Source organism: Burkholderia sp. AU45251 (assembly GCF_030482905.1).
Classification (GTDB): domain Bacteria; phylum Pseudomonadota; class Gammaproteobacteria; order Burkholderiales; family Burkholderiaceae; genus Burkholderia; species Burkholderia aenigmatica.
On sequence record NZ_JAUJQH010000001.1, the window covers coordinates 1283278 to 1294861 of the forward strand.

At 68.3% G+C, this 11584-nt stretch carries 10 protein-coding genes; 3 read left to right on the plus strand and 7 right to left on the minus strand.

What is annotated here, in order from left to right:
* The first annotated feature begins 121 nt into the window (after positions 1-121).
* Positions 122-1501 carry an amino acid permease gene (locus QZM67_RS05690; protein WP_367620423.1) on the plus strand — a complete coding sequence of 460 codons (1380 nt, stop codon included), beginning with the start codon at positions 122-124 and terminating at the stop codon, positions 1499-1501.
* A gap of 75 nt (positions 1502-1576) precedes the next feature.
* Here QZM67_RS05690 and QZM67_RS05695 read toward each other — a convergent pair whose 3' ends face one another.
* The 7 genes from QZM67_RS05695 to ftrA form a co-directional block, all read right to left on the minus strand.
* Positions 1577-2155 carry an NnrU family protein gene (locus QZM67_RS05695; RefSeq protein WP_301801203.1) on the minus strand — a complete coding sequence of 193 codons (579 nt, stop codon included), beginning with the start codon at positions 2153-2155 and terminating at the stop codon, positions 1577-1579.
* Between the two features lie 309 nt (positions 2156-2464).
* Complete coding sequence (locus QZM67_RS05700) at positions 2465-3142, minus strand: TfoX/Sxy family protein (protein WP_301801204.1); 678 nt, start codon at positions 3140-3142, stop codon at positions 2465-2467.
* Positions 3139-4248 (minus strand): malate/lactate/ureidoglycolate dehydrogenase, encoded by a 1110-nt coding sequence (locus tag QZM67_RS05705; protein ID WP_301801205.1) that lies wholly within the window; start codon positions 4246-4248, stop codon positions 3139-3141. The genes QZM67_RS05700 and QZM67_RS05705 overlap by 4 nt, the downstream gene beginning before the upstream one ends.
* 40 nt (positions 4249-4288) lie before the next feature.
* A complete protein-coding gene (locus QZM67_RS05710; protein ID WP_301801206.1) occupies positions 4289-5743 on the minus strand; it encodes a M20 family metallopeptidase in 1455 nt (484 codons plus the stop codon).
* Positions 5744-5823: 80 nt separating this feature from the next.
* A complete protein-coding gene (locus tag QZM67_RS05715) occupies positions 5824-6894 on the minus strand; it encodes a nitronate monooxygenase family protein (protein WP_301801207.1) in 1071 nt (356 codons plus the stop codon).
* 232 nt (positions 6895-7126) lie between these two features.
* Positions 7127-9544 carry a DKNYY domain-containing protein gene (locus QZM67_RS05720; protein WP_301801208.1) on the minus strand — a complete coding sequence of 806 codons (2418 nt, stop codon included), beginning with the start codon at positions 9542-9544 and terminating at the stop codon, positions 7127-7129.
* Positions 9545-9638: 94 nt separating this feature from the next.
* The gene (gene ftrA, locus QZM67_RS05725) at positions 9639-10613 is read right to left on the minus strand and encodes a transcriptional regulator FtrA (protein ID WP_301801209.1); all 975 of its coding nucleotides are present in this window, start codon (positions 10611-10613) and stop codon (positions 9639-9641) included.
* Positions 10614-10723: 110 nt separating this feature from the next.
* Between ftrA and QZM67_RS05730 the strand changes: the two genes are divergently transcribed.
* Together QZM67_RS05730 and QZM67_RS05735 are read left to right on the plus strand one after the other, a co-directional pair.
* Complete coding sequence (locus tag QZM67_RS05730) at positions 10724-11143, plus strand: rhodanese-like domain-containing protein (protein ID WP_301801210.1); 420 nt, start codon at positions 10724-10726, stop codon at positions 11141-11143.
* A gap of 101 nt (positions 11144-11244) precedes the next feature.
* Positions 11245-11571: a superinfection immunity protein gene (locus QZM67_RS05735; protein ID WP_011354384.1), complete on the plus strand. Its 327-nt coding sequence runs from the start codon at positions 11245-11247 to the stop codon at positions 11569-11571.
* The last annotated feature ends 13 nt before the right edge of the window (positions 11572-11584 follow it).

Genomic DNA, 11584 nt, shown 5'->3' on the forward strand with positions numbered 1-11584 from the left:
CCGGCCCATCGCGTCACACACGCTCCCTCGCCATCGGCGCCCGGTGCGGCGGCAGAACGCCTGCCGACGCACCGCCCGATGCGTTTCCGGCCGACAGGCCAACAATAAAAAGAGGTAGGAGATGCAGGACAACTCGTTGAGGCAGAGCCTCAAGCAACGGCACATCACGATGATCGCGCTTGGCGGCGTGATCGGCGCGGGCCTGTTCGTCGGCTCCGGCGCCATCATCGCGACCGCCGGCCCCGCCGCGATCCTGTCGTACCTGATCGGCGGCGTGATCGTGACGCTGGTCATGTTCATGCTCGGCGAAATGGCGTCCCGCAATCCCGACAGCGGGTCGTTCTCCACCTACGCGAGCAGCTATCTCGGCGAATGGGCCGGCTTCGCGGTCGGCTGGCTGTACTGGTTCAAGTCGATGATGACGATCACCGTCGAGGCGATCCTGCTCGGCGCGATCCTCCACGACTTCCTGCCGTGGCTGCCCGTGTGGGCCGGCGCGCTGTTCATGCTCGTCACGCTGATCGCGAGCAACGCGTACTCGGTCCGCTCGTTCGGCGAGGCCGAATACTGGCTGTCGTTTGCGAAGGTCGCGACGATCATCGTGTTCATGGCGCTCGGCGCATCGATCCTGCTCGGCTTCCAGCCGCGCATTCCCGCGCCCGGACTCGTGAATCTCACGGATCACGGCGGCTTCATGCCGAACGGCATTTCGCCCGTGCTCGCCGGTGTGATGGTCGTGATCTTCTCGCTCGGCGGCAGCGAAATCGCGGCCGTCGCGGCGGGCGAATCCGAGAACCCGAGCAAGAACGTGATCCGCGCGATCAAGAGCGTGATCGTGCGCGTGATGGTGTTCTACGTCGGCTCGGTGTCGATCCTGATCCTGTGCATGTCGTGGACGGACAAGGCCAACCTGAAATCGCCGTATGTATCGCTGTTCAGCTTGGCCGGCTTCACGAGCGCGGCCGTCGCGATGAAGATCGTGCTGTTCGTGTCGTTCATGTCGGTGATGAATTCGTTCCTGTTCTCGAACTCGCGCATGCTGTTCTCGCTCAGCCAGCGCGGCCACGCGCCCGCGATGTTCGGCCGGACCAACGCGAAAGGCGTGCCGATGAACGCGCTCGTGCTGTGCCTGGCGATCTGCGTGTCGATCCTCGGCATTCACTTCGTGAGCGGCGGCGACCTGTTCCTGATGCTCGCGAAGAGCAGCGGCGCGTTCGTGATGATCGTGTGGATCTTCATCATCGTCGCGCACTTCGCGATGCGCCGGCAGGAGAAGCACGCACCACGCGATCCGCAGGCGTTCCGCGCGTGGTTTTATCCGGTGTCGAACTGGATCGCACTGCTGGCGCTGGTCGCCGTGCTCGGCTCGCAGGCGTTCAACCCGGATTCGCGCTTCCAGTTCTGGTTCACGGTATTGACGGCGCTTGCGATCGTCGCGGCGTATTTCCTGCGCCGCAAACCGGCACAACTCGGCGACACGGCCAGCGCGAAGCTGCGCTGACCGTTACCCTCGGCGAACGAGCGGCACACCGGCGTGCCGCCGCTCAATCGCTCAATCGCTCAACCTCTCGGCCGCTCAGCCGAACGGCCGCACGCCGATCAGCCAGCCGTGCAGGAACAGCGCGAAGACGGCCCACACGACGAGCCCGGCCACGATCGCCACGGCGTCGCCCGACAGCTTGCCCGCCGGATAGCGGACGCCATCGCGGCGGTCACGCGCGCGCCACACGACGAAATCGACGAGCGACCACACGAAGAAGGCACCGAACAGCACGACGGCGTGCAGCGTGCCGTTCGCGAGCAGGTGCGCGATCGCCCACACCGCCACGCCGGCCACCATCGGATGGCCGACGAGCGTCTTGATGCGGTTGCCGGGCACGTAGGAGGCAGCGATCAGCACGAAGGCGATCGCGGTCAGCATGCCGGTGAGGTGGCGCACACCGACCGGCGACACCCACAGCAGCGTCGCGCCCTGGCGCGCCAGGCCGTACCCCCAGATGATCAGCACGAAACCGACGATCGACGCGATCGCATAGGGGCCCTTCCAGCGTTTCTCGCCGATCCGCGCGATCGTCGCCGACCGCCAGCCGTCCGCGACGATCCGGATCGAGTGCACACCGAGGAAGATCGCTAAACCGAGAATCAGGACGAGCATCGGTTGTCTCCGTCTGGAATGATGAGTGGGGAAGCGTCCCGCACGGCGTACGATGCGCCGTTCGCGGGGCCGGCGGCGAGGCCGGCACGGGTCGCGCCAGGCACGGGTGCGATCCGCGCCGATCATAAACGCCGAGGCCGCCGTTGTGAAGCATGGGGATGTGCGGTGCGGCAAGCCGGAGGTTTTTGCGCACCTGTGCGGTGCGCGCCGCCGGGCATCGTGCGCCGCGCACCATGCGTATCGGCCGGCGTTCGAGATCGAAAGAAAGGAAAACGAAATGCGCGAAGCTGTCGCTTCGCACGATCGGTATTAAGTTTGCTTGCGTTTCGCCGGTGGTTTCGGTGCCGGCTTTGCTATCGGTTTCGCTGTCGACTTTGCCGCTGGTTTCGCTGCTGGTTTCGCTGTCGGCTTTGCCGCCGGTTTCGCCGTCGGTTTCGCCGTCGGTTTCGCCGTCGGTTTCGCTGTCGGTTTCGCCGTCGGTTTCGCCGTCGGTTTCGCTGCCGGTTTCGCTGCCGGTTTCGCTGCCGGTTTCGTCGCCGGTTTCGCTACCGGCCTCCCCACCGATTTCGCCCCCGGCTTCTTAGTCCGTGTCCCCGCCGCCTTCCCTTCGGCCACAGGTTTCGCCACCGCCCTCGCCTTGCGCTTCGGCGGCCCCGCCAGCAACGCCGCGCGATACGCGCTGCGGCACCAGTCGAACAGCGCGCCGGCGTCCTCGAGCACGTCGGCCGGCGTTTCGTAATAGCCGTCGAGCGAAACCGTGCGCGTCGGCCGCTCATACGAGAACGGCCCCATCCCCGCCGCGACGAACGCTGGACGGTTCACGTCATCCACACGCAGGAACAGCGACCCGCGCGACATGAAGCCGAACATCACGCCATCGAGCCGCATCGCCGCACCGCTGAAGAACCGCACAACCGTGACGTTGCCGAGCGGCGCGAGCTGATACGCGATCTCCTCGCCGTGCGCCTTCTCCGACTGCCAGCTCATGCGCGCCCCGTGCAGCGCTGCGTCCACGTGTCGAGCGCCGCGTCGTCGAAGCCGACTGCCGCCGCGCTCTCGCGAATCTGCCGCCACGTCGCGCGGTCGACCGGGATGCCGCCGACACCGCGCGCCGCGCGGCTGGCCTCTTCCGGTTCGCCGGGTACCTGCACCGGCGCATCACCGGCCTGCGGCGACGCCTTCGCCCAGGCGACGAACGCATCGGCTTCGCGCTCGGCATCGGCCGCATCGAATGCGTTCGGATCGATCAGCACCGACAGCATCCCGTTGACGATCGCGCTCGTCTTCTGCAGCGTGTCGCCGTAGGTCGTATGCCCGCCGACGAGCGCGCCGCCGAAAATCTCGCACATCGCCGCCAGCGCATAGCCCTTGTGCAGCCCGAACGGCAGCAGCGCGCCGAACGGCTGCTCGTGCATCACGGCCGGATCGTCGGTCGGCTGGCCGCGATGATCGATCAGCGACCCGGCCGGCACGCGCTTGCCCTGGTTGTACGCGACGCGCGTCTTGCCGTACGCGATCGCGCTCGTCGCGAAATCGAGCAGCAGCGGCGGCCTGCCCGCACGTGGATACGCGGCGCAGAACGGATTCGTGCCGAAGCGCGGATCGGTGCCGTGCAGCGGCGCGACCAGCAGGTCGCCCGGCACGTTGACGAAGTGGAACGACACGAGCCCCGAGCGCGCGCACTGCTCGGCCCAGTGCCCGATGCGGCCAAGGTGATGCACGTCACGCAGCCCGATCGCGCAGATGCCCATGCGTCGCGCGCGCTCGATCCCCTCGACCATCGCCTCGAACGCGATCACCTGGCCGAAGCCGCGCCCGCCGTCGATCGTCAGCACCGCACCGCCGTCGCGGACGATCGACACATGCCCGTTCAACTGCAACTGCCCTTCCCGCCACGACGCGACGTAGTTCGGAATCATCCCGATCCCGTGCGAATCGTGGCCCGCGAGATTCGCGCCGACCAGATGATCGGCGACGAGCGTTGCTTCGCGCTCGCTGCTGCCCGCCCGTTCCCAGAGTGCCGCGACGAATGCATGCAGCGGTTCGGCGCGCATGCGCAGCGGTTCGGTATCGGGCGTCGGCAGTGCGGTCATCGGCAAGGCTCCGTCAAGTCGGGTCGGGCAGTTGTCACGCTCAGCGCGCGGTCGCGATCACGTCCGCGACCGCCGCCGTCAGCTTCTTCGCGTACGGCACGTGCAGGAATTCGTTCGGACCGTGCGCGTTCGACTTCGGCCCGAGCACGCCGCACACCATGAACTGCGCGGACGGGAATCCTTCCTGCAGCACATTCATCAGCGGGATCGTGCCGCCGAGGCCCATGTACGCGCAGTCGGCGCCGAAGTGGCGGCGCGACGCGGCATCGAGCGACGACGCGAGCCACGGCGCGAGATCCGGTGCGCTCCAGCCGGTCGCGGCGCCCGCGTCCGGCTTGAACGTGACCTTCGCGTTGTACGGCGGATCGAGTTCGAGCAGTTCCTTCAGCTGCTGCACGGCCTGCGCGGCGTCGACGAGCGGCGGCAGACGCAGCGACAGCTTGAACGCGGTGCGCGGACGCAGCACGTTGCCGGCATCCGCCAGCGCCGGCATGCCGGCCGCGCCCGTCACCGACAGCGACGGACGCCACGTCGAATTCAACAGCGCCTCGCGCGGATCGGTCGTGGTCGGCAGCACCGGCTTGCCGTCCGCGCCGCACGCCCACGGCAGCCCCTTCCACACGGCGTCGCCGAGGATCGACGCGGCCGCGTCGGCTTCGCGCACGCGGCTGTCGGGAATCTCGCAATGGAACACGCCCGGCAGCAAGTTGCCGTTCTTCGCGTCTTCGAGGCGCTCGAACAACTGGCGCATCACGCGGAAGCTCGACGGCGCGATGCCGCCGAAGACGCCCGAGTGCACGCCTTCCTCGAGCACCTCGACCTGCAGGTCGCCGGACACGAGCCCGCGCAGCGACGTGGTGAGCCACATCTGGTCGTAGTTGCCGGCGCCCGAATCGAGGCACACGACGAGCGACACCTGGCCGAGCCGGTCGCGCAGCGCGTCGACGTACGGCAGCAGGTCGTAGCTGCCCGACTCCTCGCAGGTCTCGATCAGGCCGACGCAGCGCGGCCGCTCGATGCCCTGCTCGTCGAGCGCGCCGAGCGCGGCGAGGCTCGCGTAGATCGCATAGCCGTCGTCCGCGCCGCCGCGGCCGTACAGCTTGCCGTTCTCGTACTTCGGCGTCCACGGGCCGAGGTCCGCGCGCCAGCCGTCGAATTCGGGCTGCTTGTCGAGGTGGCCGTACAGCAGGATCGTGTCGGTGCTGCCCGAACGCGTGGCGGGCGATTCGAAGAAGATCACCGGCGTGCGGCCCGGCAGGCGCACGATTTCGAGCTTCAGGCCCTTCACGGGCTGCCGCTTGGCCCACTGCGCGGCATCGGTGACCACCCGCTCGAGATAGCCGCGCTTCGCCCAGTCGGGGTCGAATGCGGGGCTCTTCGCGGGGATCGCGATGTAGTCGGTCAACGCGTGGAGGATTTCATCGTTCCACTTGCGCTCGATGAAGGTAACGAGCTTGTCATGGTCGAGGACGGGGGTAGTGTCGACGGAAGTCATGGTGGGGGTGCCTGGATCGGGCTGACGAAAACCCAGATCATACGCCGATGCACCCGCGCCGGCGCCCCCTTCCCGGTCGTTCAGACCGTCTGCGGGAACGCGTCGCGCAGCCCTGCCGCGCACGCCAGCGCGTCGCGCCACAGGCGCCGCGTCAGTTCGCCCGCCTCCTCTTCACGCGCGAGCGCCGCAGCCTCGCCCGACCACAGCAGCGAGAAGTCGTCGCGGCCTTGCCGCTCGAACGCGCCGCGCAGCGGATCGACCGCGGCCGTCGCGAGCGGGAACGCCGGCGCGAGCGCGCTCATCGGCCCCTGCTCGCGCATGAAGCGCGTCAGCAGCCCGCGCGCGGGGCGGCCCGTGTACAGGTTGGTCATGCGCGTGCCGTCGTCGCGCGCGGCACGCACCGCCGCGCGATGCTGCGCCGAGCGGCCGGCCTGCGGCGTCAGCAGATAGCCGGTGCCGATCTGCACCGCGCGCGCGCCGAGCGCGAACGCGGCCGCGATGCCCCGCCCGTCGGCGATCGCGCCGGCCGCGATCACCGGCGCGCGCACGGCGTCGACGATCTGCGGCAGCAACGCGAACAGGCCCGGTTGCGCGTGGATGTCGTCGGTCAGGAACATCCCGCGATGACCGCCGGCCTCCGCGCCCTGCGCGACGATCGCGTCGACGCCGCGCGCATCCAGCCAGCGCGCTTCCTCGACGGTCGTCGCGGACGACACGACCAGCGCACCCGTGCGCCGCACGCGATCGAGCAGCGGGTCGCCCGGCAACCCGAAATGGAAGCTCACGACAGCCGGCCGGCATTCCTCGACGACCGCGCACATCGCATCGTCGAACGGCGCGCGGCCGGGGCCGCCTTTCACGCCGGCCGGATCGAGCCCGGCTTCCGCGTAGTAGCCGGCGAGCGCAGCACGCCAGCGCGCGTCGACCTCGGCGTCGGGCGCCGGCGGCGTATGGCAGAAGAAGTTCACGTTGAACGGTGCGGGCGTGCGGGCGCGGATCGCAGCGATCTCGTCGCGCAGTTGCTGCGGGCCGAGCGCCGCGCACGCGAGCGAGCCGAGCCCGCCGGCTTCGCATACCGCAATCGCAAGCGGACTCAGCGAGCCCACCATCGGGGCCTGGATCAGCGGCAAACGGGAAGGCAGCATCGTCATCGGAATCGTCCTTGGGGAAGATGTGAATGTCGCAAAAGAGCATGTTACAAGGCAGTCTTGCGAAGAGGCCGAGTGCGTCTCGCCTCTTCGGTCAAGGACGCCCCTGATCCCATCATCGGGCTTGCCATTGCGTTGGTTGCACCACGGTGCGATCGGGTCTGCAGGCTGCGCGACCTGCAGACTCTCCCGACATTCATTCCACGAACGCCGGAAAAACGTCGCCGCGACCGCGTCAGCCCGCGTCCGGTTCGGGTACGCACGTGGCGGCCTCAATGCGAAACAGCAGCCGGTCGTCGAGTGCATCCCAGATATCGACCTCGCCGCGCCCGGTCTTCGGCAGGCCGGCAAACACCGGACGCCCGTCGATCCAGCCGGCCTGGCTCTTGAACCACTTCCGCTCGCACCAGCTGCCGCGATGCAACGCGAGCCGCTTGCCGCTGCCGACATCGAACTCGCGCAACACGCATTTCGCATCGCGCGCCAGCACGCGGGCGCCATCGTCGGAAAACGCGCAGGGGAAGCCGTTGTCCGCCCCCGGCAATTCGCAATCGGCCTCGCCCTCCGTACGCACCGTCAACGCCTCGTCCCGTGCGAACGCACGGCGACGCCGGCCGGCGCTCACCGCGAATGGCGCATCGTGGAAGCGCTGGTCGGCCAGGTCGTAATCGAGCACGTCGAGCGTGCCGCCGTCGGTGAGCGGCACACGGTAGAGCCGGTTGCGGACGCGCACCCACGCTTCGCGCGCGTCGGATGACAGGTGGATCCGCTCCAGATAGTCGTACCGGCTTTCGGCGCGCCAGCACAGGTGCGCCGCACCGCTCGCGGCGTCGACCCGGTAAAGCGCCGTGTTGTCCCAGTACGCGACGATCAGCGTCGACAGCGCCGCATCGGCCGATGCGCTCACCGGCAGGTTGCGCAGCCGGTCCGTGGCCGTCGCATCCGCTTCGTCCGGCACGAACGGACGCGGCAGTTCGAACGACGCGACCACCCGTCGCTGCGCAAGATCCCAGATGTCGCAGAATCCTTCGCCAGCCACGACGAGGCGCGGATCCCCCTTTGCGTCGCGCGTCCATTCGAGCACGCACGCACGACGCGTCCCGGCGAGCGCTACTTGCGACGACGCATGCGCCGATACCGATTCGAGCGCCGGAGCGGCAGCGGCCTGCGCGCCCGCTTCGGGCGCCACGTAATCCGGCGGCACGTAGTCGGGCATCGGCGCCCGGTGCCGCGCGCGCCATGCGGCAAGCCACGCCTGATACACATAGCGGCGGCTACCGTCCGTGCCGATATCCGGCTGCTCGAGGCGAAAGCCGGCCGGATCGACGCCCGGCAGCGGCACGAGTTCGGCACCGTTGCAATAGACGTAGACTCGCGCACGGTCCCGTGCGAAATATTCGGAGAGGAACGCGAGCGTCGCGCCATCGACACCGCGCCGATATGGCTGGTTGTCGTGCAACAACCGCCCCTGCCCGTCGCGCAGGAAGCCGGGCCCGACGACTTCGGCGGTCGCGCCATCGAACCGGGCCTTCACTTCCTTGCCGAAATAGAACAACCGGTCGCCATCGCGCAGGTAATAGTCGCCGACGGCTTCGATCCGTGCCGGATCGATACCGCGCTTGCGGACCAGCATGCACAGCACGCCATTGCGATCCTTCGCGTAGGTGTCGTTCAGGACTTCGAATGTCTCGCCGTCGACCTTCGCGGCTTCCGAATGACCGCGCCACTGCTTCAGATAGCAATGGTCACCGGCCTGATACCACGGCCCGGCCAGATGTCGCCACCGGGCAGGATCGCCGGGAAGCGGGCCGCCGTCGAGAAAACCCTTGTGGTACGTCGCGTATGAGTAGAGTCGCGACCGGTCGGCGATGAACGAGTCGCCGAGCCACCGGACCGTCGCCGCATCCGGTTCGAGCAGCGGCAGGTCGTGCAGATACACTTGGTTGCCGACTACCCGGAACCCGCCGCCGAGTTCCTGCGCCGGTATATCCACCGCAGTCTGCTCGACGATGGTATGCCACCAGTAGCCTTGCAGCTCGGGGTGCGCGGCAAAAAACGGCGACCAGTCGCGCTCCCACTTCTCGCGCGAGCCGGGATCGGCCGCGTGCCCGTAACGGTACGGCCGCGCCCGGTCGGTCGCGTAATCCTGCGCCACCTCGTCCGCGCTGACGAAGCTTGCCGCTTCGGCGCCTTCGACCTCCCGCCCGTCATACCAGACCCGCTGCGCATCGACCAGATACGCGCCGACCCATCGCAGCGTCGCGGGATCCGCACCGCGCATGCGCTTGCCGTAGTGATACAGGTAGCGATCGTCGTGCCCCCAGGCATCGGTCAGCAACCGGAAGCGCGCGGGCGACGCGCCGGCCAGCTTGCGGTTCTGGAAATAGACATGGTTCGCGTCGACGGCATGCGATTCGTCCAGCGGCCGAAACGTCGCGGCGTCGACGTCGAGCACGGTGAAGCGCAACCACGTGAACGTGCGCGCGTAGGCGCGCACGCCGTCCGTCGCCAGATACTGGGACAACGGCCGGAAGCCGTCGATCACGATGCCTTCGATCAGGTTGCCCGCGCGGTCCCGCAACGGGTCGTCATGGCAATACACGTGCGCGTCATCGCGCATGAAGCCGAAGCCGAGGTTCTCTCTGAGTGTCATGTTGTTGTTTGATTCCGCTTTCGTCCGGAATGCCCCGGTCAGACGATGCGCCGCCGGGTACGAAAGCCGTCGCCGCCGCGCGGATGCGCGGTGCTCACGCGTCCTGCGATCTTACGCCACGATCCATCCCGCGCCGGTACGCGGCCGGACTCGTCGCCGCGACGCGCCGGAAATGCCGGCGCAGCGATTCCTCGGAACCGAACCCGGCGCGCGCCGCGACCTGCGCGAGCGACAGCGCGGGATGCGCTTCGAGCATGTCCTTCGCGACGTTCACGCGTTCGCGGATCAGCCACGCGAGCGGCGACATTCCCGTCGCATCCGCGAACTGACGTTGCAGCGTGCGCGTGCTCATCGCGGCCTGCGCGGCGAGCGATGCGAGCGTGTGCGGCTCGGCCGCGTGCGCGCGCATCCAGTCGATCAGCTTCGCGAGCCGGTCGGTGCCGCCCGGCGCGACCGGGCGCGGCACGAACTGCGCCTGGCCGCCGTCGCGATGCGGCGGCAGCACGAGGCGCTGCGCGACCCGGTTCGCAATTGCGCCGCCGTGATCGCGGCGCACGAGATGCAGCAGCATGTCGAGCCCCGCCGCCGATCCGGCCGATGTGATCACCTGCCCTTCGTCGACGTAAAGCGCATCGGGATTCACCCGCAGCGCCGGATAGCGCGCCTGCAATTTCTCCGCATAGCGCCAGTGGGTCGTCACCGTGAGGCCGTCGAGCACGCCGGCCGCGGCCAGCACGAACACGCCCGAGCAGATCGAGCAGAGCCGCGCGCCGCGGCGATGCGCGGCCCGCAGTTTCTTCAGCAACGGCTCCGGCGGCAGTTCGTCCGGATCGCGCCAGCCGGGAATCACGATGGTATCGGCGCGATCGAGCGTCGCGAGCCGGTACGGCGCGGCGACCGTGATGCCGCCCGCCGCGCGCACGGGCCCCGGCTCGCTCGCGCAGACCGCGAAGCGATACCAGTCGACCCCGAGCTCGGGGCGTTCGAGGGCGAACAGTTCGACCACGCAGCCGAATTCGAACGTGCAGAGGCGATCGTAGGCGAGCGCGACGACGAGATGATTGAGCATGGCGCGATGTTACCGGAACTTGTCGATCGCGCCACTGCCGCGAAACGTGCGGAACCGCGATACTGCCCCTCATTCCACCGCGTTCTGCGCACCTTCAGGAGAACCTGCCCATGTCCTACGTCACCGATGTGCCCGCCGCCGACAGCCCCGCCGCCCTCGCGCATTTCGAGGCATCTCTGCGCTTCGAGACCGATTGCTGGGACGTGCACGACGCGCTCGCATCGGGTACGCCCGATTTCGTGCTGCTCGACGTGCGCGGCCCCGACCAGTTCGCCGCCGGCCATGTGCCCGGCGCGCGCAACCTGCCGCGCCGCAAGATCATCGAGAGCAAGCTCGCCGGCTATCCGGCCGGCACGCTGTTCGTCGTCTACTGCGCAGGCCCGCACTGCAACGGCGCCGCGCGCGCGGCAATCCAGCTCGCGCGCCTCGGCCGGCCGGTCAAGCTGATGATCGGCGGCGTGACGGGCTGGCGCGACGAAGGTTTCGCGCTGAGCAACGAAGTGCAGCCGGCGGACGCCGAAGCCGGCTGATCGTCATTAAAAGCGCAACAATCAATTACCTGTGCACGGCCTGCACGCGAACGAAAAAAGCGCGACAATCGGTCCCATTGCAGTTCGGATGGAGCAGCAACATGCAGAACGCAGTCCTGATTCAAGTGGCCGGTTCGGTGGCCGCGATCGCGATCTATTTTCTGCCGGCGGTCATTGCCGACCGGCGCGGCCGGCACGACAAGCTGACGGTCGCGATGTTCAACGCGCTGTTCGGGTGGACCGGCATCGGCTGGCTGATGACGCTGTACTGGGCCTGCCAGCCGAACCCGCGCACCGATGTCGCGCAGACGATCCTCGCCAAGCGCCGCGGCATCAGCATGCGGACCTTTTCCACCGGTCTCGTCGAGCGCGTGCAGCGCCGTGTCGCCGCCCAGGAGCAATGGGCGGAAAAGCAAGGCTGCCGTTAAGTCCCTCTTTCCC

What these genes read in the sequence shown, in the direction of transcription:
- QZM67_RS05690 (WP_367620423.1), top strand. Translation starts at nt 122, where the DNA reads ATGCAGGACAACTCGTTGAGGCAGAGCCTCAAGCAACGGCACATCACG.
- QZM67_RS05695 (WP_301801203.1), bottom strand. Translation starts at nt 2,155, where the DNA reads ATGCTCGTCCTGATTCTCGGTTTAGCGATCTTCCTCGGTGTGCACTCG.
- QZM67_RS05700 (WP_301801204.1), bottom strand. Translation starts at nt 3,142, where the DNA reads ATGAGCTGGCAGTCGGAGAAGGCGCACGGCGAGGAGATCGCGTATCAG.
- QZM67_RS05705 (WP_301801205.1), bottom strand. Translation starts at nt 4,248, where the DNA reads ATGACCGCACTGCCGACGCCCGATACCGAACCGCTGCGCATGCGCGCC.
- QZM67_RS05710 (WP_301801206.1), bottom strand. Translation starts at nt 5,743, where the DNA reads ATGACTTCCGTCGACACTACCCCCGTCCTCGACCATGACAAGCTCGTT.
- QZM67_RS05715 (WP_301801207.1), bottom strand. Translation starts at nt 6,894, where the DNA reads ATGACGATGCTGCCTTCCCGTTTGCCGCTGATCCAGGCCCCGATGGTG.
- QZM67_RS05720 (WP_301801208.1), bottom strand. Translation starts at nt 9,544, where the DNA reads ATGACACTCAGAGAGAACCTCGGCTTCGGCTTCATGCGCGATGACGCG.
- ftrA (WP_301801209.1), bottom strand. Translation starts at nt 10,613, where the DNA reads ATGCTCAATCATCTCGTCGTCGCGCTCGCCTACGATCGCCTCTGCACG.
- QZM67_RS05730 (WP_301801210.1), top strand. Translation starts at nt 10,724, where the DNA reads ATGTCCTACGTCACCGATGTGCCCGCCGCCGACAGCCCCGCCGCCCTC.
- QZM67_RS05735 (WP_011354384.1), top strand. Translation starts at nt 11,245, where the DNA reads ATGCAGAACGCAGTCCTGATTCAAGTGGCCGGTTCGGTGGCCGCGATC.